A 26575-nucleotide genomic window follows, 5' to 3' on the forward strand; every position below is an offset into this window, starting at 1 on the left:
TCATTTCAGTTCCACGAGCAGGTCTTTTGCGTCGATCTGTGCGCCTTGCGTGACGTGGATGGTTTTCACGGTTGCGTCGCGTTCGGCGTGCAGGGCGGTTTCCATTTTCATCGCCTCGATCGTCAGAAGCAGATCTCCGGCCTTGACCTTCTGGCCCGGCTGCACGGCGATGGTGGCGACGACGCCGGGCATGGGCGCGCCGATATGGTCGGGATTGCCGGCCGCGGCACGGGGGCGGGCGGTGCGGGCGGCGGCGGCGCGGTTGGGCACGCGGATCACGCGCGGCTGGCCGTTCAGCTCGAAGAACACGCGCACATCGCCTTCATCGGTGGTTTCGCCCACGGTTTGCAGGCGGATTTCCAGCGTCTTGCCTTCGTCCAGCGCGGCCTCGATCTCTTCTCCCGGGGCCATCCCGTAAAGGAAGGTGCGGGTGGGCAGAACGCGCACGGGGCCATATTGGCGGTGGCGGCGCGCATAATCGGCGAACACCTTGGGATACATCAGATAGCCCTGCAGATCCTCGTCCGTGGGAACGAAGGGCTCCTCCTCGGTGCCGATCTCGGCGGCAAGCCTGGCGCGCATGGCGTTCATGTCCACGGGCGGCAGATGCGCGCCGGGACGGGCGGTGGAGGGCTGCGCCCCCTTCAGCACCTTCTTCATGATCCCTTCGGGCCAGCCCCCGTGCGGCTGGCCAAGATTGCCCTTCAGCATGTCCACCACGCTGTCGGGGAAGCTGACCTCCACGGCGGGATCCTCCACCTGCGCGCGGGTCAGCCCCTGGGCCACCATCATCAGCGCCATGTCCCCCACCACCTTGGAGGACGGCGTGACCTTCACGATATCGCCGAACATGGCGTTCACATCGGCATAGGCCTGCGCCACCTCGTGCCAGCGATCCTCCAGCCCTATGCTGCGCGCCTGCGCCTTGAGGTTGGTGAACTGGCCCCCCGGCATCTCGTGCAGCCACACCTCGGAGGCGGGGGCCTGAAGCCCGCTTTCAAAGGCCGCATATTGCCCGCGCACCTGTTCCCAATAGTTCGAGATCGCACGGATCGCGGCGATATCCAGGCCGGTATCGCGCGGCGTGCCGCGCAGGGCCTCCACGATCGACCCCAGCGGCGGCTGGGACGTCCCGCCCGAGAAGGCGTCCATCGCGGCATCGACCGCATCCACCCCCGCCTCGGCCGCGGCAAGGATCGTGGCCCCGCCAAGCCCGCCGGTGTCATGGGTGTGCAAGTGGATCGGCAGGCCCACCTCCTCTTTCAGGGTGCGGATCAGGATGCGGGCGGCGGCCGGCTTCAGAACGCCCGCCATGTCCTTCACCCCCAGAACATGCGCACCCGCATCGCGCAGATCGCGCGCCAGCGCCACGTAATAGCCCAGGTCATACTTTGCCCGGTCGGGGTTCTGGATATCGCCGGTATAGCAGAGCGTGCCTTCGCAGATCTTGCCGCTTTGAACCACGGCATCCATCGCCACGCGCATGTTCTCCACCCAGTTCAGGCTGTCGAACACGCGGAACACATCCACGCCCGAGGCCGCCGCCTGCGCCACGAAGCCCTGCACCACGTTGTCGGGATAATTGGTGTAACCCACCCCGTTCGCGCTGCGCAGCAGCATCTGCGTCATCACGTTGGGCAAGCGTTCGCGGATGTCGCGCAGGCGCTGCCAGGGATCTTCCTGCAGGAAGCGATAGGCGACATCGAACGTCGCCCCGCCCCAGCATTCCACACTGAAGAGCCCGCCCATGTTCGCAGCATAAGCGGGCGCGGCCCGGATCATGTCCACCGACCGCATGCGCGTGGCCAGCAGCGACTGGTGCCCGTCGCGCATGGTCGTGTCGGTCACCAGCAGCCGGTCCTGCGCCAGCATCCAGTCGGCCACGGCCTTGGGCCCCTTCGCCTCCAGCAGGGTGCGGGTGCCGGGCGGGGGCGGCCCCCCGGGCTGCGGCGGGCGCGGCGCCTTCGCCTCGGCCGGTTTGGGGCGGCCGGCGGTTTCGGGATGCCCGTTCACCGTGATGTCGGCGATATAGGTCAGGATCCTGGTCGCACTGTCCTTGCGCCGGCTGAACCGGAACAACTCAGGCGAGGTGTCGATGAACTTCGTTGTGTATTCGTTCGACAGGAAGGTCTGGTGCTTCAGCAGGTTGATGACAAAGTCGATATTGGTGGAAACGCCCCGGATGCGGAATTCGCGCAAGGCGCGATCCATGCGGGCAATGGCGGCCTCGGGCGTCTGGGCCCATGCCGTCACCTTCACCAGAAGCGAATCGTAAAACCGCGTCACCACCGATCCGGAATAGGCCGTGCCCCCATCCAGCCGGATGCCCATGCCCGTGGCACTGCGATAGGCGGTGATGCGGCCGTAATCGGGGATGAAGTTGTTCTGCGGATCTTCCGTGGTCACGCGGCACTGAACGGCATGGCCCGACAGGTGGATGTCGTCCTGCGAGGCGGCGCCCGTCGCCTCGGCCAGCGTCGCGCCTTCCGCGATGCGGATCTGCGCCTGCACGATGTCGATGCCCGTCACCTCTTCCGTGACGGTGTGTTCAACCTGAACGCGGGGGTTCACCTCGATGAAGAAGAACCGCCCCGTGTCCATGTCCATCAGGAACTCCACCGTTCCTGCGCATTCATAGCCGACATGGGCGCAGATGCGGCGGCCCAGATCGCACACCTCGGCCCGCTGCGCATCGGTCAGATAAGGCGCGGGCGCGCGTTCCACGACCTTCTGGTTGCGCCGCTGCACCGTGCAGTCCCGCTCGAACAGGTGATAGATGTTGCCATGGCTGTCGCCAAGGATCTGCACCTCCACGTGGCGGGCGCGCTGGATCATCTTTTCCAGATACCCCTCGCCATTGCCAAAGGCCGCCTCCGCCTCGCGCCGGCCCTCGCGCACCTTTTCCACCAGCTCCGCCTCGGAATGGATGGGCCGCATCCCGCGACCGCCCCCGCCCCAGCTGGCCTTCAGCATCAGCGGATAGCCGATCTGCGCCGCCTCGGCCCGGATCGCGTCCCAATCCTCGCCCAGGACCCCCGTGGCCGGAATCACGGGCACCCCCGCCTCGATCGCCACCCGGCGCGCGCTGGCCTTGTCGCCCAGGGCACGCATGGTGTCCGCCTTCGGCCCGATAAAGGCGATGCCCGCCGCATCGCACGCCTCCACGAAGTCAGGGTTCTCCGACAAAAGGCCATAACCGGGATGAATCGCATCCGCCCCGCACATCTTCGCCACGCGGATGATCTCGGGGATCGATAGATACGCGCCAACAGGGCTCAGCCCCTCGCCGATCCGATACGCCTCGTCCGCCTTAAAACGGTGAAGGCCAAGCTTGTCCTCCTCGGCGTAAACAGCAACCGTCCGCTTCCCAAGCTCGTTCGCCGCACGCAAAACACGGATCGCAATCTCACCACGGTTCGCTACAAGTAGCTTCTTGAACATACGCATAACAACGACCCCCAATCCCTTGCATGAACGTCGCACCACTGCGGGCCTTGCGTCCAGAGGAATAAGGGGCCGTCTGCCGTTTCAGATCGAAAGCGCCTCCTTTGCGGGCGTGACATCCAGCCCAAGCGCCGCGCCAACGGCCGCATAGGTCAGCCGCCCCGCATGGGTGTTCAGCCCTGCCAGCAGGTGCGGATCATCCCCGCAGGCCTTGCGCCAGCCCTTGTCGGCGATGGCCAGCATGAAGGGCAGCGTGGCATTGCCAAGCGCAAGCGTGGAGGTGCGCGCAACCGCCCCCGGCATGTTGGCCACGCAATAATGCATGATGCCGTCCACCTCATAGATCGGGTCCTGATGCGTGGTCGGCCGCGAGGTTTCGAAGCAGCCGCCCTGATCGATCGCCACATCCACAATGGCCGCGCCGGGCTTCATGCTGCCAAGCTGGCTGCGCGACACCAGCTTGGGCGCGGCGGCGCCGGGCACCAGAACCGCGCCGATGACCATGTCGGCAGCGGCCACCAGTTCCGCCGTGTTCGCTTCGGAGGCATAGATCGCCTTGAAGTCCCGCGCGAACCCTTCGTCCAGCTGCCGCAGGCGGGGAAGCGAACGGTCCAGAACCGTCACATCCGCGCCCATTCCCGCCGCCACCCGCGCGGCATGGGTGCCCACGACGCCGCCGCCGATCACCACAACCTTCGCAGGGGCCACGCCGGGCACGCCACCCATCAGCACGCCGCGCCCGCCATTGGCCTTTTGCAGCGTCCATGCCCCGACCTGCGGGGCAAGGCGGCCCGCAACCTCGGACATGGGGGCCAGAAGCGGCAGCCCGCCCGCGCAGTCCGTCACGGTTTCATAGGCGATGGCCGTCACGCCCGAAGCCAGCAGATCGCGCGTCTGGTCGGGATCGGGCGCAAGGTGAAGATAGGTGAACAAGATCTGCCCTTCGCGCAGCCGCGCGCGTTCGGCCGCCTGCGGCTCTTTCACCTTCACGACCAGTTCGGCCTGCGCGAACACTTCCTCCACGCAAACAAGTTTTGCGCCCGCCGCGGCATAGGCATCATCGGCGAAGCCCGCGCCCACCCCTGCGCCGGCCTCCACCAATACCTCGTGTCCGTGGGAAACGGCTTCCTGCACGGCCGCCGGGGTCAGCCCCACGCGGAATTCCTGCGGCTTGATCTCTTTCGGACATCCGATTTTCATATGAGTCTCCTCCTCATTCCTGGCAGTTTCGGGCAGGTCGTGCAGCGATGCATCCTTCTTTAGTGGCCTGCAGGAAGGTTCCGGCGAAGATATCGCGGCGCCGCACCCGTCCGGCGCAAAAGGCTTCGAAGATTGCTTCGATCTTGCCGATTGTCCGGCGTGGGCGCTTCCGCTTAGGCTGCGCCCGAAATCAGGCGGATGAAGGGCGAGACGAACATGAAAGGCAGCGTGGCAGAGGTGTTCGGCGCATTCCTCAGGCTCGGCCTCACCTCGTTCGGGGGGCCTGTCGCGCATCTTGGCTATTTCCGAGAGGAGCTGGTGATCCGCCGCAAATGGCTGACCGAACCCGCCTATGCCGAAATTGTCGCCCTGTGCCAGTTCCTGCCCGGCCCCGCTTCCAGCCAGGTGGGGTTCGCGCTTGGCCTCGTGCGGGCGGGATGGGGCGGCGCGCTGGCGGCGTTCGTGGCCTTCACCTTGCCTTCGGCCGTGCTGCTGGTGGCGCTGGCCTATGCCTCGTTGCAATCGGCGGGGCCGCTGGCAGGCGGGGCGCTGCACGGGCTGAAGATCGTGGCGGTGGCCATCGTCGCGCAGGCCGTCTGGGGCATGGCGAAGGCGCTTTGTCCCGACGGGCCGCGGGCGGGCATCGCGGTGGCGGCGGTGGCGCTGCTGGCCGTGCTGCCGGGGGCGGCCGGAATGATGGGCGCGATCGGGCTGGGGGCGCTGGCGGGGCTGGCCCTGCGGCGCGGGCAGGCGTCCGGCGCCCCGCCCCTGCCGGTGCCCGTGTCGCGCAAGGCAGGTCTTGCGGCGCTGGTGGTGTTCCTGATCCTTCTGGCCGGCCTGCCGCTTCTGGCGCCGGCCGGCCAGCCCCTTGCCGTGATCGACGGCTTTTACCGCGCAGGTTCGCTTGTGTTCGGCGGCGGGCACGTGGTGCTGCCGCTGCTTCAGGCCGAAACCGCCCCTTGGGTGACCGAAGATGCCTTTCTTGCCGGTTACGGCCTTGCGCAGGCGGTGCCCGGCCCGCTGTTCACCTTCGCCGCTTGGCTGGGCGCCGTCATGGACCCTGCGCCGAACGGGATCGCGGGGGCGATCATCGCGCTGCTGGCGCTGTTCCTGCCCGGCTTTCTGATCCTGATCGCCGCGCTGCCCTTCTGGGGCCGGATACGGCAGCGGCGTGCGGCGCAATCGGCCATGCAGGGGGCGAACGCGGCGGTGGTCGGCATTCTTGGCGCGGCGCTTTACGATCCGGTCTTCACCAGCGCCATTGTGGGGCGCGCGGATCTTGCCCTGGCGCTTGTTTGTTTCGTGGCGCTGACGGTGTGGAGATTGCCGCCCTGGCTGGTTGTCGGGATCGCGGCGGCAGGTGGCATCCTGCTGCACGGCTGATCCGCGCCCGAATGGCGCTGCGTGACAAAAAAGGCACATAATGTTTGATTCCGCCCGGTTTCCCGCTACGTTTGGGCCTCATGCCACTGCTGCACGGGCTGCGCTTTCACCGGCAGGCGATCTTCGGATCGTTGCAACGCGCGCCCGACTGCCCTGCAAAAGCGGGGCCGCAAACACCCGATTGCCGGCCTTCGGGCCGCGCGCAAGAAAGGCTTGTTATTGATGACCGAACGACGTCCCTCCGACTGGAGTTTCGTGCTTGCCACCGATCTGGACGGCACATTCCTGGGCGGATCCGATGAAATGCGCCGCACCCTTTACGACTGGATCGAGGAACGGCGAGAGGATGTCGGGCTGATCTTCGTGACAGGGCGCGACCCCGATTTCATCGCGGATCTTTGCAGCACGGGCCGCGCGCCCTGGCCCGATTTCGTGGTGGGGGATGTGGGCACCACCATCGCCGGCATCAAGAACGGCACCGTCACCCCCCTCGAGGATCTTGAGGCGCATATCCGCAATGCATGGGGCGATCGTTCCGCCTTTGTGCGCGAAACACTGAAAGGGGCGCCGGGGCTGGTGGAACAGGACACGCCCTTCCGCCACCGCATCAGCTATCACTGGGATCCCGAAACCTATGACCCGGCCAGCGTGAAACCGCTGGAAGATGCGGGTTTCGATATCCTCATCTCGCACGGGTGCTTCCTTGACGTGCTGCCGGGGGGCGTCAGCAAGGGCCCGTCGCTGCTGCGCCTGCTGGACCAGCTTGGCATCGACCGCGAACGCGTTCTGGTGGCGGGCGATACGCTGAACGATCTGTCGATGTTCCAGACGGGGCTGCACGGTGCGGTGGTTGGCGAAAGCGAACAGGGGCTGCTGGACGCCACGCGCGATCTGCCCCGCGCGCGCCATTGCACCCTGCCCGGCACCGGCGGCATTGCCGAAACGATCCGCGCCGCCCGCCTGCATCCCACCCCGCCAAAAGAGGTCGCACAATGAGCGATAAGTCCGATCTTGTCGTCGTGTATCACCGCCAGCCTTATGAAGAAGTCGAGCTGGAGGATGGCACGGTCGAGCTGCGCGAGAACAAATCTCCCAACGGGATCGTGCCGACGCTGAAGGGCGTCATGGGCCGCATGGGCAAGGGCGCGTGGGTGGCATGGAAACATGCCGAGGATCCCGCCAACCCCGATTTCGAGCGCGTGATCGAGATCGACGATTCCTATGGCAAATACAAGGTCAGCCGCCTGCCGCTGACGCCGGAACAGGTGAAAAGCTTCTATCACGTCACCTCGAAGGAAGCGTTCTGGCCGATCCTGCACGGGTTCAAGGAACGCTACAATTATGACCCCGTGGACTGGCCGACCTTCCGCGAGGTGAACCTGGCCTTCGCCGAAGCCGCCGCGAACGAGGTGTCGGACAATGGCGTGGTCTGGGTGCACGATTACAACCTTTGGCTGGTTCCCGGCTTTCTGCGCCAGATCAAGCCGGAGGCGAAGATCGCCTTCTTCCACCACACGCCCTTCCCTTCGGCCGACATGTTCAACGTGCTGCCCTGGCGGGAGGAGATCATCCGCAGCCTTCTGGCCTGTGACAGCGTGGGCTTCCACATCCCCCGCTATGCCCAGAACTTCGCATCCGTCGCCCACTCGCTGACGCGCGCGCGCACGGTGTCGGACGAATTCACCGACGAATCGATGACGCCTCGGGGCACCGCGCTGTCCGAACGCTTCACCCCCGTCACGATGGAACATCGCGGCCGCCGCATCCGGATCGAGGTGAACCCCGTCGGCGCCAATTCCGATTACCTTGCCGAGATCGCCGACCAGCCCGAGGTGGACGAAAAGGTTGCCGCCATCCGCGAATGGGTGGGCGATTGCCAGATGGTCCTTTCGGTCAGCCGCACCGATTACACCAAGGGCAATGTCGAACAGCTTGAAACGTTCGAAAGGTTGCTGGCCCGCCGCCCCGAACTGCACGGGAAGGTACGCCTGATGATGGTATCCGTCGGGGCGAACCGCGCCATGACGGCCTATGAGGAAGTGCAGCAGAAGATCGAAGAACTGACGGGCCGCATCAACGGCACCTATGGCAGCTTCGAATGGCAGCCGATCTCGCTTCTGTCCTCGGCGTTGCCGCTGGCGGAACTGGTGGCCTATTACCGCGCGGCGGATGTCGCCTCCATCACGCCGCTGGCGGACGGGCTGAACCTTGTGGCGGCGGAATATGTCATGGCCAAGGGCGACAACGGGATCGGGGCGCTGATCCTTTCGGAATTCGCCGGCTGCGCCGTGCTGCTGAACGGTGCGATTCCGGTGAACCCCTTCTCGCACGCGTCGATGGACAAGGCGCTGGATCAGGCGCTGGCGATGGGCGAGGAGGAGAAGCTGTCGCGCATGGCCGCTCTGCGCCAGTCCACCCGCCGCTGGAACATCACGGCGTGGCGCGATCACACGACGCGCCATTTCAAGGAACTGCGTGCCACACCCGAAGGCACGATCACCTGAACGAAAAGGCCCCCGCCGATGGCGGGGGCTGCATCCTCAGTCCCAGGCGGGGGCAAGGTTCTGCGGGCTGACGATGCGTCCGTCGGGACGCGCCATGCCGTGGATCGCCTGCATCTCCTCCTCCGTCAGTTCGAAATCGAAGATCGCAAGGTTTTCGGCCAGCCGTTCCACCTTTGCCGTCTTGGACAGGGTGATGACGCCGGGCTGCTGCACCTGCCAGCGCAGGGCCACCTGTGCCGCCGTCTTGCCGTGGCGTGCGCCGATTTCGGCCAGCGTGGGATCGGTGGCGGATTTGCCATCGGCCATCGCGTAATAGGCCGTCAATGACATCCCGAGTTCCCGCGCCGCATCCAGCACAGCCTTTTGCGACAGCCACGGATGGTATTCCACCTGGTTGGTCGCGATGGGCGCCGCGCTGAGACGGGCCGCTTCGCGCATTTGCGCACTGGAATAGTTGGAGATGCCGATATGCCGCGTCATCCCGGCATCGCGCGCCTTGTTCAGCTGTTCGATCTGAACCTCGCGCGGGGTGTCGCTGCCACCGGGCCAGTGCAGAAGCAGCAGGTCCACATGGTCGGTCCCCAGTTTCTTCAGGCTTTCCTCTACCGAGGGAAGGAAGGCATCGGCGGCGAACTTGTCCACCCAAACCTTGGTGGTCAGGAACACCTCGTTCCGGGCAACGCCGGAGTCCTTGATGGCCTGCCCGACGGCCGCCTCGTTGCCATAGATCTGCGCGGTGTCCACGTGGCGGAAGCCAAGGCGCAGGGCCTCGGGCAGGACGGCTGCCACCTCCCCCTCGTCCATGCGGAAGGTGCCGAAGCCAAGGGCGGGAATGGACGCGCCGTTTGCAGTAACGTCATGCATGATCGTTCTCCTTTCACGCGGTAAGTGTGGGTTGCGCAAGGCCGCGGTCCAGTGCCGCGCTGCGCAGCGTCAGAAGAACTGCGCCCACTGCCAGGATTCCGGCCACCCAAGGCGCCGCCTCCAAACCCCCTGAACCAGCAGCAACCGCCCGCTGGTCAGCAGGCGAAGCTGCGCGCGGGGGGCGGCTGCCGGACGGTCGATTTCGCGCGGCAACAGCAGGGCACTGCCCGCCATCGCCACCGCGCCCAGCCAGAAGGTCGCGCGCCAGCCGAAGCTTTGGCAGACCAGAGTGACAAGCGGACGCCGGTTACGATGGCGAGGGTCAGCCCCATGAACATCAGTGCGCTGGCTGGCGACGTGGTCGTTGCCGCCGGCCGGCTGGTGGAGGTTCTGGCAGAACCCGCCCCTCCCGTGCCCGAAGCCCTTGAAGCGGTGTTCGCGGGCCACCCGCACATGGTCAGCAGCATCCCCGCCTTGTCGCTTTTCTGGAAGCGAACCTGCTGGACGGGCGCGCCGGCCACCGCTAGGCTGCGCGCGAACACTATCCGTTGGGGTGTCCCGTCGCGGGGCTGAGAGGTGCAATGCGCGCCGACCCATCGAACCTGATCCGGGTCATGCCGGCGTAGGGAACGGATAGGCACATGGCGGCACCATGGTGCCTTCCGTCTGCCGTCTGACCCCTGCCTGTCATCCCGCCAAGACGCGAGGGGGCCGCCCGGTCCCGTTCGCCCGCATACTGAACGGAGACAGACATGAGACTGCTTGCAATGGCCTTCGCGCTGGCCGCCTCGCCCGCCTTCGCGGCGGACCGGATGACACTGATGCTGGACTGGTTCGTGAACCCCGACCACGCCCCCATCATCATCGCCGACGAAATGGGCTTTTTCGCCGATGAAGGGCTGGAGGTGGAGATCGTCGCCCCTGCCGATCCGTCCGATCCGCCGAAGATGGTCGCTTCGGGGCAGGTGGATCTGGCGGTGGGATACCAGCCGCAACTGCACCTTCAGGTGCATGAAGGCCTGCCGCTGCGCCGCGTGGCCACGCTGGTCGCCACGCCCCTGAACTGCCTGACCGTGGTGGCTGACGGGCCCGTGCAATCGGTGGCCGACCTGAAGGGCCGCAAGGTTGGATATTCCGTGCCGGGCATGGAAACCGCGCTGATGGGGGCGATGCTGGAACATGCCGGCCTTGCCGCCGGCGATGTGGAACTTGTCAACGTGAACTGGTCGCTGACGCCCGCACTGATCACGGGGCAGGTGGATGCGACCCTTGGCGGATACCGCAATTTCGAACTGACGCAGATGCGGATCGAAGGCGTGGAAGGCCGCTGCCTTTTCGTGGAGGAGAACGGCATCCCCGCCTATGACGAACTGGTGGTTCTGGCCAACCCGGACAGCATGGACGCCGATGCCACCCGCCGCTTCGTGCGCGCGATGGAACGGGGGGCGCATTACGTGCTGAACCACCCGGACGAGGCATGGGCCGCCTTCATCGCCGCCCATCCCGATCTGGATGACCAGCTGAACCGCGAGGCCTGGACCGCCACCGTTCCGCGCTTTTCCCAAAGCCCCGGCGCCGTCGACCATGGGCGGTACAAGCGGTTCGAGGAGTTCATGAAGGAAACCGGCATGATCGACAGCATCCGGCCCGTCAGCGATTTCGCGGTGGATCCCGCAGCATGACCTATGGCACCACGTTCCCGCTTTGGCGCGCCGCCGCCCCCGACTGGGACGCCTATACCCGGGCGCCGTTCGTGCAGGCGCTGGCCGACGGCTCTCTGCCCCGCGCGTCGTTCCTGACCTATCTGGCGCAGGATTACGTGTTCCTGATCCATTTTTCACGCGCATGGGCCCTGGCCACTGCCAAGGCGGGCACGATCGGGGAAATGCGCGCCTGCGCGGCCACCGTTCACGCCCTGCTGCAAACCGAAACGCGCCTGCATGTCGGCATCTGCGCCGAAGCCGGCATTTCCGAGGAAGCGCTGCTGGCCACGGTCGAGGCGCCGCAGAACCTTGCCTACACGCGTTACGTGCTGGAGGCAGGATACAGCGGCGATTTCCTTGACCTGCTGGCCGCGCTGATGCCCTGCGTGCTTGGCTATGGCGAAATCGGCGCGCGGCTGATGCGCGAAGGGCACGATCCGGCCTATGCCGCGTGGATCGAGGCCTATGGCGGCAGCGATTACCAGGCGTTGTGCCACGATGCGGCGGCCCTTCTGGACGGCGCGATCGCACGGCGGCTGGGGCCAGGCGCGCCCTCGATCCCCCGCTGGACGGAACTTGCCGGCCGCTTCGCCACCGCCACGCGGCTGGAGGCCGCTTTCTGGACGCTGGCCGCATGATCCGGATCGCCCTTTGCCTGCTGGCGTTGTGGCAGGGGGCGGTCCTTCTGCTGGATCTTCCGCGCTTTCTGTTGCCGGGGCCGGTGGCCGTGGCCCGCGCAGCTTGGGCCGAACAGGCCGTTCTGGCCCATGCCGCCACCATCACCCTGACCGAAATCGGGGCCGGCTTCGCCATCGGCGCGGGGCTTGGCACGGTGCTGGCCCCGCTTCTGGCGCTGCTGCCGCCGCTGCGGCGGATCACCGAACCTGTGCTGACACTCAGCCAGACGATCCCGATCTTCGCCTTTGCCCCGCTGCTGACGCTGTGGCTGGGATACGGGATGGCGCCCAAGATCGCGATCGTGGCGCTGATCGTGTTCTTTCCCGTCGCCTCGGCCTTTCTGGACGGGCTGACACGCACGCCGAAAGTGCTGGTCGAACTGGGCGAAAGCATGGGCGCAACGCCCCTGTGCGCCATGCGGATCATCCGCATCCCCGCCGCGCTGCCCGATCTGGCCAGCGGGCTGCGCATCGCGTCAGTCTATGCCCCCGCCGGGGCGGTGATCGGGGAATGGGTGGGCGGATCGAAGGGCCTTGGCGCACTGATGATCCATGCCAACGGGCGGATGAAAACCGACCAGATGTTCGCCGCGCTGGCGGCCACGGTTCTGGCGGCGCTGGCCTTCCGCTTTGTCATCGGGCTGATCGCGGCACGGCTGGAGCGATAGCGATTCGCACCGCTTGCACGAATGTTCCGCCGCCATGGGGGTGATGCAGGCGCCTTTTCCGTGCCCGTCCGCGCATTCGGGCAAATATTTGCGGCACAAATCTTGTGTTGTGGGCGCTTTTCATACGATATGCTCGGCCAGAACCGCAGAGGGAGCCCCTGCCATGACTTTCCTTCCGACCCGCCGCCGCCTTCTTGCCATGACCGCGGCCGCCGCCATGCTGACCACGCCCGCCTTCGCGCAGGACACCACCGTTCGCGTCGGCATCATGGGCGGCGAGGACGAGGTTGTCTGGGACGCCGTTGCCGCCGAAGGCAAGAAGCGCGGGCTGGACATCCAGATCTCTCTTTTCAACGATTACACCCAGCCGAACGAAGCGCTTTCGAACGGTGATATCGATGCCAACGCCTTCCAGCACCAGCCCTATCTGGACGCCCAGATCGAGGCGATGGGATATGAGATCACCAACGTCGCCGACACGGTGATCCAGCCGATCGGGGTTTATTCGGCCAAGCACGATGCGATCGAAGATCTGCCCGATGGCGCCGTGATCGGCGTGCCGAACGATCCGTCCAATGGCGGGCGGGCGCTGAAGGTTCTGGAACAGCTTGGCCTGATCAAGCTGGACGAAGATGCAGGCATCCTTGCCACCACGCTGGACGTTACCGAAAACCCGCATGATTTCGATCTGCGCGAACTGGATGCGGGCGTCGTGGGCCGCGCGATCACCGATCTGGACGCGGCGGTCGTGAACACCGACTGGGCGCTGAAGGCGGGCCTGCAGGACCACCGGATCGCGCAGGAATCGGGCGAAAACAACCCCTACATGAACCTGATCGCCGTACGCACCGAAGACAAGGACGCGCCATGGGTGTCCACCCTGATCGAGGCGTTCCACACCGACAGCGTGAAGGAAGCCTATGCCACCGCCTACAAGGGTGCTGCCGTCACCTCCTGGTAAGGCCGCCTTTTTTCGGGCTTGTCAGGGCGCGGGTTTCCCCCGCGCCCTTCATTCTTTTCAACGGAACGCCAATGACACAGCATCCGGTCGTCGTTCTTGACCACGTGACGCGCCGATTTTCCGCCGCGCCCGCGCTGGACGACATCACCCTTTCCATCGATCGGGGGGAAATCGTCGGGCTGATCGGGCGCAGCGGCGCGGGCAAGTCCACGCTGATCCGCTGCCTGAACGGGCTGGACAAGCCGCAGGCGGGCCGCGTGCTGATCGACGGGCAGGACATCACCCCGCTGGGCGAAAACGCGCTGCAACCCGTGCGCCGCCGCATCGGCATGATCTTCCAGCACTTCAACCTTCTGTCGGCCAAGACGGTGGCGGACAACGTGGCCCTGCCGATGAAGATCGCGGGCCGCCCCGCCGCAAAGCGCCGCAAGCGGGTGCTGGAACTGCTGGATATGGTCGGGCTGGCCGACAAGGCCGACGTCTGGCCCTCGCAGCTTTCGGGCGGGCAGAAGCAGCGCGTGGGCATCGCGCGGGCGCTGGCCTCGGACCCGCTGCTGCTGCTGTCGGACGAAGCGACATCCGCGCTGGATCCCGAAACCACGCAGTCGATCCTTGATCTTCTGGCCAAGGTGAACCGCGATCTGGGCCTGACCGTTCTGATGATCACCCACGAGATCGAGGTGGTGCGCCAGATCGCCAGCCGCGTGATCGTTCTGGATCGCGGACGGGTGGTGGAGGAAGGTCCCGTCGCACGGGTCATGGCCTCGCCGCAGGCCGATACCACGCGCAGCCTGCTGCGCGGGCTGTCCCCCACCCTGCCCCGCGATCTGGCCGCGCTGCTGGCCCCCGCGGGCGATCAGGCGCTGGTGCGGCTGGACGTGCATGGGCCCGATGCCCGCCGCCCGCTGCTGGACATGATCGCGCAGGCCACCGGCCACCCCGCGCGGCTGCTGCATGGCGGGCTGAACGATGTTCAGGGCATCCCCTATGGCCGGCTGTTCATCGCGCTTGGCACGGCCAATCCGCAAAAGGTGCAGGCCGCCCTCGCCGCACTTACCCCCCACACCACAGCGATCGAGGTTCTGGGCCATGTCCCCCGCGATGTTTGACCTGCTTTTGCGCGGCCTGAAGGAAACGCTGATCATGACCGGCGTTTCGGGGCTGCTGTCCTTCCTGATCGGCCTGCCGCTGGCGCTGGTCCTTGTGACCACCGACCGTGGCGGCATCTTCGAGGCGGTGACCCTGAACCGTGTTCTGGGGCTGGTGGTGAACGGGCTGCGGTCGGTTCCCTTCATCATCCTGCTGGTGGCGGTGATCCCGCTGACGCGGCTGATCGTGGGGTCGGCCATCGGCATCGCGGCGGCCATCGTGCCGCTGACCATTGCCGCTGCCCCCTATTTCGCCCGCGTCGCCGAGGTGAGCCTGCGCGAGGTGGAACGCCCGCTGATCGACGCCGCCCGCGCGATGGGCGCCACGCGCTGGACCATCGTGCGCGAGGTGCTGATCCCCGAAGCGCTGCCCGGCATCGTGTCGGGCTTCACCGTCACGCTTGTCACGCTGGTCGGGGCTTCGGCCATGGCGGGCGCTGTGGGCGCGGGCGGGCTGGGCGATATCGCCATCCGCTATGGCTATCAACGGTTCGAAACCGAGGTGATGGTGGCCGTGGTTGCCATCCTTGTCGTGCTGGTCTGCGGGATGCAATGGCTGGGCGACCGGCTGGCGCGGGCGCTCGATCACCACTGATCGGTCATTCGGCCCAGATGATGTCGCTGGTGAAGGTGATCGTCAGCCAGCGATCCGGCCCCTTGCCGCCAATCGCCTCGCCCAGCTCCTCGCGCAGGGCGTCCCATTCGGCAAGGGGCTTTGTTGCCTCCGCCTCGGGCACGATGACGTAAACGGTGATGTTGCGCGACCGGCCCACCTTGGAGACATAGGACCGGAAACCGTCAAAGCCGTGCCGTTCCACGAAGTCGGCCGACACGGCCGCCACGTGGTCGCGCAGGTCGGCGGGGGTGACCAGCAGGATTTCCGACAGCGCATCGCGCACGGTTTTCAGCGGCAGCGGGATCAGCACGATGCACACCACCCCAAGGATGATCGGGTCGATATAGGGGACCATCCAGTTCCACTGCGTCCCCTCGATCATCCAGGCGATGGAAAAGGCCGCAAGAAGCGCGCCGGTGATGCCCGAGGCCATGATCCAGCCCTGGATGTCCAGCGACACAAGCGCCGATCCGACGCGGCGGTTTGCCACCACCTCCACCACCGCCATCGCCACGCAGATCACCAGCGTGACCGCGGCATATCCGATGGCCGCGCCCAGATGCAGATCCGTGCCCCCGTCCAGCGCGCTGCTGATCGCGTTGATCAGCGCATAGGTGGCCACGCTGATCAGCAGGATGCCGTTCACCCCCAGCACGATGGGTTCAAGGTGCCAGAACCCCATCGAAAACCGCTGCCGCAGCTTTTCGGGCAGGTTGCCGGCATTGGTATCGGCGATGATCAGCTTTGCCACCATCAGGGACATCAGGCTCATCACCACGTCCAGCAGCGAATAGATCCCGTCGAACATGATGGAGAAGGAGCCCGACAGAACCCCCAGCAGGATGCCCAGCGTGGCGACCAGAATCGTCATCGATATGGAAAAGCGCAGCAGCCCCCGCTCGTCCCCGAGGTCGTAGAACCTTCCGATGGCCATTCCCGTCTCCGCTTTTTGCCGCTTTGTTGTGCAGGTTCCTATATCAGGCGGGGGCGGATGGCCAATGGCGTCACCTTTCGAAGGTGCCGTTCAGGTTCTCCACCTCCCATCGCAGGGTTTCAGGCGGGTTTTCCACCAATGCGCTGGTATCGGTGCCGCGAATGGCCTGCGGCAGGGGGCGGCACTCTTGCCAGTCGCGGCCCGGGGGCAGAATGCGGGCGGCGACATAGCCGCGGGTGCGGTAAAGCGGGATGCTGTGCCCCGCGCGATAGGCAGAGATGTCGAACCGGGCCAGCCGAAGCGTTCGGTCGGCGGTGTTGTGCAGCGCCATGCGGATGGGCCGGCCTTCGGCGCAGGTCGGATCAAAGGCGACGCGGGCGACCAGCGCGGCATCCAGCCGCGCTGCCTGCCGCTGGCGCTGCGCGTCATAGGCCAGATAGATGCCGACGCTGACAAAGAACAGCGCCACCAGCACCGCCATGACAACGATTGTCCGACGGGTAAACCCGATGACAAGCAGCACGATGATCGCGGCGGCGACGATGAAGCCCATGGTCTTTCCTTCCTGTTCCCCCTGCGCCGGCCCGCAAGGGGCAGGTCATCAAAGATCGGCCAGCTTCACGATCAGCTTGCCGAAGTTCATTCCTTCCAGCATCCCGATGAACGCTTCGGGGGCATTTTCCAACCCTTCCACCATATCCTCGCGCCAGTGGATGCGGCCATCGGCAATCCAGCCGGCGGTGTCCTTCAGGAAATCCTCCATCTGATCGTGCATGAATTCGGACATGATGAAACCGCGCACCGTCAGGCTTTTCTTCAGCACGGTTCCCATCATCGCCGGCAGGCGGTCGGGGCCAGAGGCGTCGCCGCGATCGTTGTAATGCGCCACCAGCCCGCAAACCGGAACGCGGGCAAAGGTGTTCAGCAGCGGCTGCACCGCATCCCAGACGGGGCCGCCCACATTCTCGAAATAGACGTCGATGCCGTCCGGGCAGGCTTGCGCCAGCTTTTCCGCGAAATCGGGGGCGCGGTGATCGACAACGGCGTCAAAGCCCAGCTCGTCCGTCACGAAGGCGCATTTGTCCGGCCCGCCCGCAATGCCCACCGCCCGCGCGCCCTTGATGCGCGCGATCTGCCCGACCATTGATCCCACGGGCCCGCTCGCCGCCGCCACGACCACGGTTTCGCCCGCCTTCGGCTTGCCGATGGTCAGCAGCCCGGCATAGGCGGTGAAGCCCGTCATCCCCAGCACATGCAGCGCGGTTGATGGCGGGGCCGCATCGGCGTCCAGACGCCGCAGCCCCTTGCCGTCCGAAATCACGTGTGTCTGCCAGCCCGCCCCCGACAGGACAAGATCGCCTTCCGTCCAGTCGGGATGGCGCGAACGTGCCACGCGCGACACGGTGCCGCCCACCATCACATCGCCCAGTTCCACCGGATCGGCATAGGACGGGCCGGCATCCATCCGCCCGCGCATATATGGATCAAGCGACAGGTAAAGCGTTTCCAGAAGCACCTGCCCTTCGGCAGGTTCGTCCAGCATCACCTCCTCGGTGCGGAAATCGGACGGTTGGGGCCGCCCCTCGGGGCGGTTGGCCAGAACGATGCGGGTGTTGCGAATGCCAGTCATGAGCGGTTCCTTTCCTGTTCGGACCTGTAACGCACAAGGCGGCGCGTGGTTCGCCACATCGGGCGGAACAACACTGCGGCCTTCATGTTGCACACTGGCTGGCCGTGCAACCGCCGCCCCAGCCTCGCGCCCTGCGCCGCGATCTTTTTTTCACAGGAGCAAAGCATGTTCTTCAGAACCAACAAGTTCCAGTACAACGCCCGCCCCGAAAAGCCGGATCCCATCTTCGCCAAGCAGCTTCAGGAAGTGCTGGGCGGCCAGTGGGGCGAGATGAGCGTCATGATCTCCTATCTTTTCCAGGGCTGGAATTGCCGTGGCCCGCAGAAGTACAAGGACATGATCATGGACATCGGCACCGAAGAGATCAGCCATGTCGAGATGCTGGCAACCATGATCGCGCGCCTTCTTGAAAGCTCCCCCGTCGAAGCGCAGGAGGATGCGGCCAAGGATTCCTTCGTGGGCGCGATCATGGGCGGCACCCAGATCGAGGACGTGATCCTTGGCGGCATGAACCCCCAGCACGCCATCGTCACCGGCCTTGGCGCCGCCCCGACCGACAGCAACGGGTATCCCTGGAACTCGCGCTATACCATCGCAAGCGGCAACCTGATGGCCGATTTCCGCTTCAACGTCACGGCCGAAAGCCAGGGGCGCCTGCAGGTCTGCCGCCTTTACAACCTGACCGAGGACAAGGGCGTTCGCGACATGCTGGGCTTCATGATCGCCCGCGACACGATGCACCAGAACCAGTGGCTGGCCGCCATCCGCGAGCTGGAGGAGGACGGCCTTGAAGAAACGCCCGTCCCGTCGAACTTCCCCGAGGCGCTGGAAAACCAGGCGGTGCGCAGCCAGTTCTGGAACTGTTCGCAAGGAACGGAAAGCGCCGAAGGGGGCTGGGCCAGCGGCCCGACGCCGGACGGCAAGGGCCAGTTCGAATACCTCGCCGATCCCCTGCCGATGAGCGATGACGAAGGACAGCTCGGCACAGTCGATCCACGGGTTTATGGCACGCCGAAGATGCCGGTTCCCAAAAGCGCATCGTGACGATCCGGCGCCCGGCATCCCGCCGCCGGGCGCTTTTTCCGACGGGGCTGCCTGCCACGGGAAGGCCACGGTTCCGCCACCTGCAGCTTGCGCGGGACGATGTTGGCCGAACCGGCGGCCTTGCGCGCTGATTTCCCTTTCGCTGCCGGGCTTCTTAAACCTGCCTGCCAGAACAGATAGATCCACGGCAGCATATTACATCGGAGAAGCGCCATGGCGCCTGTCATCATCAACCTTCTTATCTTTGCGGCGCTGTTATACGGGCTGTACAGCCTGGGCCGCGGAAAGCTGTCGCTTTCGGTCCGCGTGTTCATCGCGCTGGTGGCAGGCACGATCTTCGGGATCGTCCTGCAGCTGGCATGGGGCCACGGCACCGACACCGTGCAATCCACGATCGAGTGGATCAACGTCATCGGCACCGGCTATGTCCGCCTGCTGCAGATGATCGTGATGCCGCTGGTCTTCGTGGCCATCCTGAACGCGGTGTCCAAGCTGCATGACGCATCGGCCCTTGGCCGCATTTCGGCCCTGACGCTGGGCACGCTGCTGGGAACCACGGCCATTGCCGCCGTTGTGGGCATCCTGATGTCGCTGGCCTTTGGGCTGACGGCGCAGGGCCTTGTGCAGGGCACGGCGGAAACCGCCCGCCTTTCGACGCTGCAGAACAACTATGCTCCGCAGGTGTCCGACCTGACGGTGCCAGAGCTGATCCTGTCCTTCATCCCGCGCAACCCCTTTGCCGAACTGACGGGCGCCAACCCCACGTCGATCATCGCGGTGGTGGTGTTCGCGGCCTTTCTGGGCGTGGCCGCCATCCGGCTGATGCGGCGCGATGCGGAAAAAGGCGCAAGCCTTCTGTCGCTGATCGACCTGCTGCAATCGTGGATCGGCCAGCTTGTCCGCCTGATCATGGCGCTGACACCCTTCGGCGTTCTGGCGCTGATGACGCGCATGGCCGCCACCTCTAACGCGGGTGATATCCTCAACCTCGGCAAGTTCGTGATCGCCTCGTATATCGGGCTGGGGATCATGTTCGGCGTGCATGCGACGCTTCTGGTTCTGACCGGCGTCAGCCCGCTGGCATTTTTCCGCAAGATCCTGCCCGCGCTCAGCTTCGCGTTCTCCAGCCGCTCCAGCGCGGCGACGATCCCGCTGAACGTGGAAATCCAGACCCGCCGCTTGGGCGTGCCGGCCACCATCGCGTCGTTCTCGGCCTCGTTCGGGGCGACGATCGGGCAGAACGGATGCGCAGGGCTTTATCCGGCGATGCTGGCGGTGATGGTTGCGCCCACTGTCGGGATCAACCCGCTTGATCCGGGCTGGATCGCGACGCTGATCGCCATCGTCACGCTATCCTCGGCCGGGGTTGCCGGCGTGGGCGGCGGGGCCACGATGGCCGCGCTGATCGTGCTGCCCGCGATGGGCCTGCCGGTGACGCTGGTCGCACTTCTGATCTCGGTGGAGCCGCTGATCGACATGGGCCGCACCGCGCTGAACGTGTCCGGCTCCATGACGGCGGGCACCGTCACCTCGCAACTGCTGGGGCAGACGGATCGCAGGATCCTGTCGCGCCGCGAGGACGAGGATCTGGCCGGCGCCTGATCGTTAATGCTGGCGGCCCGCAGCGGCGGGCCGCTTCCGCCGCGCAAGATGCGCCTCTGCCTCCAGCCGCAGGATGTCGTCGGTCTGCAGGGGCGCCGCGACGGTTTCCGCCTGCACCAGCCCCTTCAGCCGCAGGTCGATGAAACGCAGGCAGCACACCCGCAGGAACGAGGTGAAGTTGCCCAGATCATGCCCCTCATCGATGGATTCGTTGTAAAGCTGGTGTAAAAGCTGCGGCACGTTCATCTCGTCCCGCGCGGCGATGTCTTCCAGCACCATCCAGAACATGTTTTCCAGCCGCACGCTGGTGACCATCCCGTCCATGCGGATGGAACGCGTCTGGCTTTCCCACAAATGGGGGTCGGCGCCGATGAACAGCCTGCACATGTGGTTCTCCTTATGAAAAGGCGGGCCTGCGCGGCCCGCCGCGCCGTCACAGATTGCCGCGCTTCAATTCCGCGGCGATGTATTCGGCCTGACGGATCGCCAGCGCCACGATGGTCAGCGTGGGGTTCGCCGCCGCCCCAGTTGTCATCACCGAACCGTCCGAGACGAACAGGTTCGGCACGTCATGGGCCCGTCCCCAGCGATCCACCACGCCATCCTCGGGCCGCTCGCTCATCCGGCAGGTGCCAAGGTTGTGGGTTGATGGATAGGGGGGCGTGCGGTGGCATCCCGTCGCGCCAACAGCCTCATACAGCTTTTCCGCCTTGCCATAGGCATAGTTGCGCATCGCGACATCATTGGCGTGATCGTCGAAATGCACGTTGGCCACCGGCAGGTCCCACTGGTCGCGCATCGTTTGCGAAAGGGTGACGCGGTTCGTGGCCTGGGGCATATCCTCGCCCACGATCCACATGCCGGCAGTATTGGCATATGCTTCCATGATGCGCGTGAAGTCGGGGCCCCACGCCCCCGGCTCCACGAAGGCGGCAAGAAAGGCCGGCCCAAGCGAGATGGTTTCCATGTAATACCCGCCCACGAACCCGCGCGAAGGGTCGTGCTGCGCCTCGTCGGCGATGATGCCGGCCATTGTTTCGCCCCGGTACATCCGCACGGGCTTATCGAAGCGGGCATAAACCGATCCCGTCAGGTGCCGCATGTAGTTGCGCCCCACCTGGTCCGAGCTGTTGGCAAGCCCCTTGGGGAACATTGCGCTGTCGCTCAGCAGCAGCAGCCGCGCCGTTTCGATGGAGTTTCCGGCAACGCAGACGATCTTCGCCTCCTGGCGGTGCAGCTGCCCGTCCTTGTCGGCATAGATCACGCCATCCGCCCTGCCCGACGGATCATGCGTGATGCGCACCACGTGGCTGTCGGGGCGCAGGTCCAGCAGGCCGGTTTCCAGCGCGCGGGGAATCTCGCGCACCATGATCGACCATTTCGCGCCGCTTTTGTCCCCCTGGAAGTTGAACCCGTCCTGGATGGAGGCGGGCCGCCCGTCATAGGGTTCGGCATTGGTGGCATAAGGGCCGGTGGCATAAAGCTTGTAGCCCACCCGCTCTGCTCCGTTGGCAAAAACCTTGTAGTTGTTGTTGGCCGGCAGCGCGGGGCGGCCGTGGCGGTGGGTCGATCCCATCGCGATCTCGGCCCGGTCATAGTAAGGCTCCATCTCCTCCAGCGTGATGGGCCAGTCCAGCAGGCTTGCGCCCTCCACCTCGCCATAGGTGCTGCGGGCCTTGAATTCGTAATCCTTGAAGCGCGGCGTGGCGCCGGACCAGTGGGTCGTGGTGCCACCCACCGCCTTCACGATCCATGCCGGAAGGGCGGGAAAATCCCGGGCGATCCGCCATGATCCCGACGTGGTGCGCGGATCCAGCCATGCCATCTGGTGGAAGGCCTTCCACTCGTCATTCTCGTAATCTTCGTTCTTCAGGTAAGGGCCGGCTTCCAGCACCACGCATTCGATGCCCGCCTTTGTCAGCTCATAGGCCAGCGTGCCGCCGCCCGCGCCCGATCCGATGATGACAACCGCCGCTTCGTCGAGGGGGATGGATTTCATTGCTCGCCTCCGTATTCCTCGATCCGCGGATCGGGCAGCCAGTCCAGATCGTTGAAGCCGCGGTCGATGTAACCGCCCTTGTCGAAGCTTTCCCCTTCATATCCCAGAAGGGACCACACCTCGGGATCGTCGTAGAACGCCAGAAGGGCGCGGCCCTGCACCTGCTTGAAGAAATCGGTCTGCGCGATTCCCTTGAGGTGTTCCAGCGCGGCATCGTCGTCCAGCGTTTCGAACGACATGTTCATCAGTTCCTGGATCGCGGCGGCGAAGGCCACCTGCCGGCCCGGCTTTTCGCAGGCCAGCGCCAGAACCGCCTCGGCGGCGCGTTCATAGGGCGCATCGCCAAAGTTCTTGTGCGGGAACATCACGCGCAGCATCCGCTTCAGCATCTTGCGCGAACCCGATCCGCGTTCCAGCCCCAGCGGGATGCGGCGATAGCCGTCCTCGGCAACCGTCGACACCGCGACGGAGGACGCACTGCCTTTCGTCAACTCCATTATCCTCTCCTCCCTTCCAAGGCGGCGGCCCCTCCCAAGGCCGCCGGTCAGTCAGCGAAAGCGCCCGCCTTTTCCGATTACCTCGATCTCGTATCCATCCGGATCCCGAACGAAGAAGAACCGCGCCAGCGTCTTGCCGTCATGCTGGAAATCCACCAGCTTGCGCGGGGCGAAGCCTTCGCGTTCGAACCGTGCATGTTCGGCATCGACATCATCCACCACGAAGGCGGCATGGCCATAGCCCTTGCCAAGGTCATAGGGCTCGCTCGTGCCCTTGTTCACCGTCAGCTCCAGCTCGAAGCTGTTTTCGGGGTTGGACAGGTAAACCAGCGTGAAACCGTCGAAATCCAGCCGTTCCGCAACCTTCAGGCCGAAAGCGCGGTCATAGAAATCGACCGATCTCGCCTCGTCCACCACGCGGATCATGCTGTGTACGAATTTTGCCAAGGGGTTTCTCCTTCATTTCCGTATCGATCAGGTTAAGCGCGAAGATCGCATGAAAGGTATTATGTCGCTACTACCCGCAAGGCGAAGGTGGAAATATGCTGGCACGGGGGAAAAGCGGGAGGAGACATCATGCACAGCGACACGCTGATCGCCGCGCTGCGCGACATCGTCGGCGCACGCCACTGCCTGACGGGCGAAAAACAGACCGAGCGTTTCCGCAAGGGCTTCCGTTCGGGCGAGGGGGAGGCCATCGCCGTCGTGATCCCCGGCACGCTGGTGCAGATGTGGCGCGTGCTTCAGGCGGCGGTGGCGGCCGATTGCATCGTGATCATGCAGGCGGCCAATACCGGCCTGACGGAAGGGTCCACCCCCAAGGGACGATACGACCGGCGCGTGATCGTCATTTCCACCCTGCGGCTGGACGGGCTGCACCTGCTGGAGGGCGGCCGGCAGGTGATCAGCCTTCCGGGCGGCACGCTGTTCAGCCTTGAAAAGCTGCTGGCGCGGCACGGGCGGCAGGCCCATTCGGTAATCGGATCGTCCTGCCTTGGCGCATCCATCGTGGGCGGGGTTTGCAACAATTCGGGCGGCGCGCTGGTGCGGCGGGGGCCGGTTTTCACCGAACTGTCGCTGTTCGCGCGGGTGCAGGAAGATGGGCAGCTGGTGCTGGTGAACCATCTTGGCATCGACCTTGGCACCACCCCGGAAGAGATCCTTGGCCGGCTGGACCGGGGAGAGATCGACCCCGCCGCCGTGCGCCACGATGCGGGCCGCGCTTCGGATCACGGATATGCCGAACGGGTGCGCGATGTGGATGCGCCCACGCCCGCCCGCTTCAACGCCGATCCGCGGGGGTTGCACGAAGCCTCCGGCTCGGCCGGGAAGGTGGCGGTTTTCGCCGTGCGGCTGGACACCTTCCCCGCCGAGACGGGGGAGCAGGTGTTCTATGCCGGCAGCAACGACACCGCCGCCTTCAGCGCCCTGCGGCGCCGCCTGCTGACCGAATTGCCGGAACTTCCCGTCAGCGGCGAATACCTGCACCGCGATTGTTTCGACATCGCGCACCGCTATGGCAAGGATACGCTGCTGATGATCCACTGGCTGGGCACGGACCGGCTGCCGGCCTTCTTTGCGCTGAAGGGCGCGATCGATGCGCGGCTGAACAAGCTGCCCTTCCTGCCGCGCAACCTGACCGACCGCGTCCTGCAGGCCCTTTCGCGGCTGGCGCCCGAAGCGCTGCCCCGCCGCATGCTGGATTTCCGCGCCCGCTTCGACCACCACCTGATCCTGAAGGTTTCGGGCGCAACCGCCGCGCAAACGCAGGCGATCCTGACCGACACGGTGGGCGATGGCTGGTTCGCCTGCACGAAGGCAGAGGCGGGAAAGGCCATGCTGCACCGCTTTGCCGCCGCCGGGGCCGCCGTCCGTTACGGCGCGGTGCATCCTGCGCAAACCGAAGCCATCCTCGCGCTGGACATCGCGCTGCGCCGCAACGATCCCGACTGGCTGGAGGAGCTGCCACCCGAGCTTGACGGCCAGATCGCGCGCAAGCTGTATTACGGGCACTTCATGTGCCACGTGCTGCATCAGGATTACGTGGTGAAGAAGGGCTGCGACGCCAACGCGCTGAAGGCCGCGATGCTGGCGCATCTGGATGCGCGCGGGGCCGAATATCCGGCCGAACACAATGTCGGCCATCTTTACGCCGCCAAGCCCGCCCTGCGCGCCCATTACGAAACGCTGGATCCCACCAACAGCTTCAATCCCGGCATCGGCAAGACATCGCGCGAACGCTGCCACGGGCGGCCCTGCGGCTTCGATGCGCCGCAGGGCAAAGGGGATCAGCTGAACTGAATGCCCCCGTCGATCATGATCGACTGGCCCGTCATGTAATCGCTGTCGGGCGAGGCGAGGTAGGATACCAGCTTGGCCACATCCTCGGGCACCGAAACGCGGCCAAGGGCGATGCTTTCGGAATATTTCTTCAGCGCCTCGCCGCGCTGAAGGCCTTCCTCGCGCGCCAGCTTTTCATCGATCAGGTCCCACATGTCGGTGCCGACGATGCCGGGGCAATAGGCGTTAACCGTGATGCCGTGCTTGGCCCATTCCATCGCCGCGCCCTGCGTCAGCCCCCGCACACCCAACTTGGAGGCCGAATAGTGCGACAACAGCGCGAACGGCCGATACGCCACGATAGAGGCCGCGCCGATGATCTTGCCGCCGCCGCCCTGCGCGATCATCTGTTTCGCCGCCTCGCGGTAACACAAGAACACGCCGCGCATGTTCACGGCCATCACCTGATCCCATTCATCGGCCTCCATCTCCAGCAACGAGGTGACGCGGGCGATGCCGGCATTGGCGACCATGATGTTCAGCGCGCCCTGATCGGCCACGACCTTGCGGACCATCTCGGTCACTTCATCGGGCTTGGACACATCGGCCAGCGCGGTCGAAACCTTGCGGCCCGTGGCGCGCAGTTCCTCGGCCGTTTGTTCCAGCATGTCGGAATTGGCGGCGATGTCGTTGATGGCGATATCGTGGCCATCTTCGGCCAGGCGCCTTGCGATGGCCTTGCCGATGCCGCGCCCCGCGCCGGTGATCAGTGCAGTGGTCATGTCGTCATGCTCCTCCGTGTGAAACCCGGCCACGCGGGGCCGGGTCATCCGGCGATGAAGATCAGTGGCCGCGTTCCGCCAGCCATTCCTTCATGAAGGCGATTTCCCGCTCCTGCGCTGCGATCACCTCTTCGGCCAGCGCGCGCACTTCGGGGTCGCGCCCGTGGTCCAGCACGACGCGGGCCATGTCGATCGCGCCCTGATGATGGGGGATCATGCCGCGCATGAAATCGACATCGGCATCGCCCGTCGGCTCCACCTCCATCGCGGAATGCATCCGGTGGTTCACCTCGCGGAACGCGTCCTCCGCGGAAGCCGCACCGTGATGCGCGTGATCCTGCGCCTGCGCCGCGCCCGCCATCCCAAGCGTGGCAACCAGAACCAGCGCCCGCATCATGCGGCCTGCGCCGGATAACCGGCCTTGGCCAGCGCCGCCTGAATCTCGGCCTGCGAGGCGGTGCTGCGCACCTCGATGTTGCGGGCGGGCATGTCGGCTTCCACCGTGGCGGCGGGATCAAGGCCCCTGATCGTTTCGGTGATCGTGCCAAGGCATCCGCCGCAGGCCATCTTCGCGATATGCAAGTGCATCGTCATCTCCTTCAGGATGGTCGTGCCATGCAATGTGGGGCTTCCCACCAT

The 26575-nt window shown here is 65.5% G+C and carries 27 protein-coding genes and 1 riboswitch; of the genes, 13 read left to right on the top strand and 14 right to left on the bottom strand.

The window, feature by feature from the left end; genetic code table 11:
- Complete coding sequence (locus tag JX25_RS12660) at window positions 1-3447, bottom strand: pyruvate carboxylase (RefSeq protein WP_128255454.1); 3447 nt, start codon at window positions 3445-3447, stop codon at window positions 1-3.
- Between the two features lie 81 nt (window positions 3448-3528).
- Window positions 3529-4644 carry an alanine dehydrogenase gene (ald, locus tag JX25_RS12665; protein ID WP_128255455.1) on the bottom strand — a complete coding sequence of 372 codons (1116 nt, stop codon included), beginning with the start codon at window positions 4642-4644 and terminating at the stop codon, window positions 3529-3531.
- A 216-nt stretch (window positions 4645-4860) separates the two neighbouring features.
- On the opposite strand from ald, the gene chrA reads away from it, so the two are divergent.
- The 3 genes from chrA (at window position 4861) to ggpS (ending at window position 8531) form a co-directional block, all read left to right on the top strand.
- Entirely contained in the window at window positions 4861-6027 is a 1167-nt protein-coding gene (chrA, locus tag JX25_RS12670) for a chromate efflux transporter (protein WP_241557956.1), read from the top strand.
- 222 nt (window positions 6028-6249) lie between these two features.
- Window positions 6250-7023: an HAD-IIB family hydrolase gene (locus tag JX25_RS12675; RefSeq protein ID WP_128255457.1), complete on the top strand. Its 774-nt coding sequence runs from the start codon at window positions 6250-6252 to the stop codon at window positions 7021-7023.
- The gene (gene ggpS, locus JX25_RS12680) at window positions 7020-8531 is read left to right on the top strand and encodes a glucosylglycerol-phosphate synthase (RefSeq protein WP_128255458.1); all 1512 of its coding nucleotides are present in this window, start codon (window positions 7020-7022) and stop codon (window positions 8529-8531) included. Before JX25_RS12675 ends, ggpS begins: the two co-directional genes overlap by 4 nt.
- Window positions 8532-8567: 36 nt before the next feature.
- Here ggpS and JX25_RS12685 read toward each other — a convergent pair whose 3' ends face one another.
- Together JX25_RS12685 and JX25_RS14890 are read right to left on the bottom strand one after the other, a co-directional pair.
- A complete protein-coding gene (locus JX25_RS12685; protein ID WP_128255459.1) occupies window positions 8568-9395 on the bottom strand; it encodes an aldo/keto reductase in 828 nt (275 codons plus the stop codon).
- 69 nt (window positions 9396-9464) lie between these two features.
- Window positions 9465-9629, bottom strand: a complete 165-nt coding sequence (locus JX25_RS14890) for a hypothetical protein (protein ID WP_164876151.1) — start codon at window positions 9627-9629, stop codon at window positions 9465-9467.
- A gap of 96 nt (window positions 9630-9725) precedes the next feature.
- On the opposite strand from JX25_RS14890, the gene JX25_RS14895 reads away from it, so the two are divergent.
- The 7 genes from JX25_RS14895 (at window position 9726) to JX25_RS12720 (ending at window position 15147) form a co-directional block, all read left to right on the top strand.
- On the top strand, window positions 9726-9968 hold the full coding sequence (locus JX25_RS14895; RefSeq protein ID WP_164876152.1) for a hypothetical protein: 243 nt from the start codon (window positions 9726-9728) through the stop codon (window positions 9966-9968).
- Window positions 9935-10041: riboswitch (TPP riboswitch) on the top strand. It overlaps the preceding gene by 34 nt.
- 106 nt (window positions 10042-10147) lie before the next feature.
- Complete coding sequence (locus JX25_RS12695) at window positions 10148-11077, top strand: ABC transporter substrate-binding protein (protein WP_128255461.1); 930 nt, start codon at window positions 10148-10150, stop codon at window positions 11075-11077.
- Entirely contained in the window at window positions 11074-11736 is a 663-nt protein-coding gene (locus JX25_RS12700) for a TenA family protein (protein ID WP_128255462.1), read from the top strand. Before JX25_RS12695 ends, JX25_RS12700 begins: the two co-directional genes overlap by 4 nt.
- Complete coding sequence (locus JX25_RS12705) at window positions 11733-12443, top strand: ABC transporter permease (RefSeq protein ID WP_128255463.1); 711 nt, start codon at window positions 11733-11735, stop codon at window positions 12441-12443. The genes JX25_RS12700 and JX25_RS12705 overlap by 4 nt, the downstream gene beginning before the upstream one ends.
- Before the next feature lie 163 nt (window positions 12444-12606).
- Complete coding sequence (locus JX25_RS12710) at window positions 12607-13404, top strand: MetQ/NlpA family ABC transporter substrate-binding protein (protein WP_128255464.1); 798 nt, start codon at window positions 12607-12609, stop codon at window positions 13402-13404.
- 71 nt (window positions 13405-13475) lie between these two features.
- Window positions 13476-14513 (top strand): methionine ABC transporter ATP-binding protein, encoded by a 1038-nt coding sequence (locus tag JX25_RS12715; RefSeq protein ID WP_128255465.1) that lies wholly within the window; start codon window positions 13476-13478, stop codon window positions 14511-14513.
- On the top strand, window positions 14494-15147 hold the full coding sequence (locus JX25_RS12720) for a methionine ABC transporter permease (RefSeq protein ID WP_128255466.1): 654 nt from the start codon (window positions 14494-14496) through the stop codon (window positions 15145-15147). The genes JX25_RS12715 and JX25_RS12720 overlap by 20 nt, the downstream gene beginning before the upstream one ends.
- Before the next feature lie 4 nt (window positions 15148-15151).
- Here JX25_RS12720 and JX25_RS12725 read toward each other — a convergent pair whose 3' ends face one another.
- The 3 genes from JX25_RS12725 to JX25_RS12735 form a co-directional block, all read right to left on the bottom strand.
- Entirely contained in the window at window positions 15152-16102 is a 951-nt protein-coding gene (locus JX25_RS12725; protein WP_128255467.1) for a cation diffusion facilitator family transporter, read from the bottom strand.
- A gap of 70 nt (window positions 16103-16172) precedes the next feature.
- A complete protein-coding gene (locus JX25_RS12730; RefSeq protein ID WP_128255468.1) occupies window positions 16173-16655 on the bottom strand; it encodes a hypothetical protein in 483 nt (160 codons plus the stop codon).
- 48 nt (window positions 16656-16703) lie between these two features.
- On the bottom strand, window positions 16704-17732 hold the full coding sequence (locus JX25_RS12735; RefSeq protein WP_128255469.1) for an NADP-dependent oxidoreductase: 1029 nt from the start codon (window positions 17730-17732) through the stop codon (window positions 16704-16706).
- Between the two features lie 165 nt (window positions 17733-17897).
- On the opposite strand from JX25_RS12735, the gene JX25_RS12740 reads away from it, so the two are divergent.
- Together JX25_RS12740 and JX25_RS12745 are read left to right on the top strand one after the other, a co-directional pair.
- Window positions 17898-18776 carry a manganese catalase gene (locus JX25_RS12740; protein WP_128255470.1) on the top strand — a complete coding sequence of 293 codons (879 nt, stop codon included), beginning with the start codon at window positions 17898-17900 and terminating at the stop codon, window positions 18774-18776.
- 213 nt (window positions 18777-18989) lie between these two features.
- A complete protein-coding gene (locus tag JX25_RS12745) occupies window positions 18990-20378 on the top strand; it encodes an L-cystine transporter (RefSeq protein ID WP_128255471.1) in 1389 nt (462 codons plus the stop codon).
- A 3-nt stretch (window positions 20379-20381) separates the two neighbouring features.
- On the opposite strand, the gene JX25_RS12750 is transcribed toward JX25_RS12745, so the two are convergent.
- The 4 genes from JX25_RS12750 to JX25_RS12765 are packed head-to-tail and all read right to left on the bottom strand — an operon-like array spanning window position 20382 to window position 23321.
- The gene (locus tag JX25_RS12750) at window positions 20382-20765 is read right to left on the bottom strand and encodes a ribbon-helix-helix domain-containing protein (protein ID WP_128255472.1); all 384 of its coding nucleotides are present in this window, start codon (window positions 20763-20765) and stop codon (window positions 20382-20384) included.
- 46 nt (window positions 20766-20811) lie between these two features.
- A complete protein-coding gene (locus JX25_RS12755) occupies window positions 20812-22377 on the bottom strand; it encodes a GMC family oxidoreductase (protein ID WP_128255473.1) in 1566 nt (521 codons plus the stop codon).
- On the bottom strand, window positions 22374-22874 hold the full coding sequence (locus tag JX25_RS12760) for a hypothetical protein (protein WP_128255474.1): 501 nt from the start codon (window positions 22872-22874) through the stop codon (window positions 22374-22376). The genes JX25_RS12755 and JX25_RS12760 overlap by 4 nt, the downstream gene beginning before the upstream one ends.
- 51 nt (window positions 22875-22925) lie before the next feature.
- Entirely contained in the window at window positions 22926-23321 is a 396-nt protein-coding gene (locus JX25_RS12765) for a VOC family protein (RefSeq protein WP_128255475.1), read from the bottom strand.
- Between the two features lie 129 nt (window positions 23322-23450).
- Between JX25_RS12765 and dld the strand changes: the two genes are divergently transcribed.
- The gene (gene dld, locus JX25_RS12770; protein ID WP_128255476.1) at window positions 23451-25175 is read left to right on the top strand and encodes a D-lactate dehydrogenase; all 1725 of its coding nucleotides are present in this window, start codon (window positions 23451-23453) and stop codon (window positions 25173-25175) included.
- On the opposite strand, the gene JX25_RS12775 is transcribed toward dld, so the two are convergent.
- The 3 genes from JX25_RS12775 to JX25_RS12785 all read right to left on the bottom strand — a co-directional run.
- The gene (locus JX25_RS12775) at window positions 25163-25936 is read right to left on the bottom strand and encodes an SDR family NAD(P)-dependent oxidoreductase (RefSeq protein ID WP_128255477.1); all 774 of its coding nucleotides are present in this window, start codon (window positions 25934-25936) and stop codon (window positions 25163-25165) included. The genes dld and JX25_RS12775 overlap by 13 nt on opposite strands.
- Before the next feature lie 61 nt (window positions 25937-25997).
- Window positions 25998-26330, bottom strand: a complete 333-nt coding sequence (copM, locus tag JX25_RS12780; protein WP_128255493.1) for a CopM family metallochaperone — start codon at window positions 26328-26330, stop codon at window positions 25998-26000.
- Window positions 26330-26575: heavy-metal-associated domain-containing protein (locus JX25_RS12785; RefSeq protein WP_241557957.1), on the bottom strand; the 246-nt coding region annotated here is incomplete at its 5' end. The genes copM and JX25_RS12785, both read right to left, overlap by 1 nt.

The organism is Falsirhodobacter deserti (genome assembly GCF_004015795.1).
In the GTDB taxonomy this organism is placed as follows: Bacteria; Pseudomonadota; Alphaproteobacteria; order Rhodobacterales; family Rhodobacteraceae; genus Falsirhodobacter; species Falsirhodobacter deserti.

Coding starts and splice junctions, on each gene's coding strand:
- JX25_RS12660 (WP_128255454.1), bottom strand. CDS start 3,447: ATGCGTATGTTCAAGAAGCTACTTGTAGCGAACCGTGGTGAGATTGCG.
- ald (WP_128255455.1), bottom strand. CDS start 4,644: ATGAAAATCGGATGTCCGAAAGAGATCAAGCCGCAGGAATTCCGCGTG.
- chrA (WP_241557956.1), top strand. CDS start 4,861: ATGAAAGGCAGCGTGGCAGAGGTGTTCGGCGCATTCCTCAGGCTCGGC.
- JX25_RS12675 (WP_128255457.1), top strand. CDS start 6,250: ATGACCGAACGACGTCCCTCCGACTGGAGTTTCGTGCTTGCCACCGAT.
- ggpS (WP_128255458.1), top strand. CDS start 7,020: ATGAGCGATAAGTCCGATCTTGTCGTCGTGTATCACCGCCAGCCTTAT.
- JX25_RS12685 (WP_128255459.1), bottom strand. CDS start 9,395: ATGCATGACGTTACTGCAAACGGCGCGTCCATTCCCGCCCTTGGCTTC.
- JX25_RS14890 (WP_164876151.1), bottom strand. CDS start 9,629: ATGGCGGGCAGTGCCCTGCTGTTGCCGCGCGAAATCGACCGTCCGGCA.
- JX25_RS14895 (WP_164876152.1), top strand. CDS start 9,726: ATGAACATCAGTGCGCTGGCTGGCGACGTGGTCGTTGCCGCCGGCCGG.
- JX25_RS12695 (WP_128255461.1), top strand. CDS start 10,148: ATGAGACTGCTTGCAATGGCCTTCGCGCTGGCCGCCTCGCCCGCCTTC.
- JX25_RS12700 (WP_128255462.1), top strand. CDS start 11,074: ATGACCTATGGCACCACGTTCCCGCTTTGGCGCGCCGCCGCCCCCGAC.
- JX25_RS12705 (WP_128255463.1), top strand. CDS start 11,733: ATGATCCGGATCGCCCTTTGCCTGCTGGCGTTGTGGCAGGGGGCGGTC.
- JX25_RS12710 (WP_128255464.1), top strand. CDS start 12,607: ATGACTTTCCTTCCGACCCGCCGCCGCCTTCTTGCCATGACCGCGGCC.
- JX25_RS12715 (WP_128255465.1), top strand. CDS start 13,476: ATGACACAGCATCCGGTCGTCGTTCTTGACCACGTGACGCGCCGATTT.
- JX25_RS12720 (WP_128255466.1), top strand. CDS start 14,494: ATGTCCCCCGCGATGTTTGACCTGCTTTTGCGCGGCCTGAAGGAAACG.
- JX25_RS12725 (WP_128255467.1), bottom strand. CDS start 16,102: ATGGCCATCGGAAGGTTCTACGACCTCGGGGACGAGCGGGGGCTGCTG.
- JX25_RS12730 (WP_128255468.1), bottom strand. CDS start 16,655: ATGGGCTTCATCGTCGCCGCCGCGATCATCGTGCTGCTTGTCATCGGG.
- JX25_RS12735 (WP_128255469.1), bottom strand. CDS start 17,732: ATGACTGGCATTCGCAACACCCGCATCGTTCTGGCCAACCGCCCCGAG.
- JX25_RS12740 (WP_128255470.1), top strand. CDS start 17,898: ATGTTCTTCAGAACCAACAAGTTCCAGTACAACGCCCGCCCCGAAAAG.
- JX25_RS12745 (WP_128255471.1), top strand. CDS start 18,990: ATGGCGCCTGTCATCATCAACCTTCTTATCTTTGCGGCGCTGTTATAC.
- JX25_RS12750 (WP_128255472.1), bottom strand. CDS start 20,765: ATGTGCAGGCTGTTCATCGGCGCCGACCCCCATTTGTGGGAAAGCCAG.
- JX25_RS12755 (WP_128255473.1), bottom strand. CDS start 22,377: ATGAAATCCATCCCCCTCGACGAAGCGGCGGTTGTCATCATCGGATCG.
- JX25_RS12760 (WP_128255474.1), bottom strand. CDS start 22,874: ATGGAGTTGACGAAAGGCAGTGCGTCCTCCGTCGCGGTGTCGACGGTT.
- dld (WP_128255476.1), top strand. CDS start 23,451: ATGCACAGCGACACGCTGATCGCCGCGCTGCGCGACATCGTCGGCGCA.
- JX25_RS12775 (WP_128255477.1), bottom strand. CDS start 25,936: ATGACCACTGCACTGATCACCGGCGCGGGGCGCGGCATCGGCAAGGCC.
- copM (WP_128255493.1), bottom strand. CDS start 26,330: ATGCGGGCGCTGGTTCTGGTTGCCACGCTTGGGATGGCGGGCGCGGCG.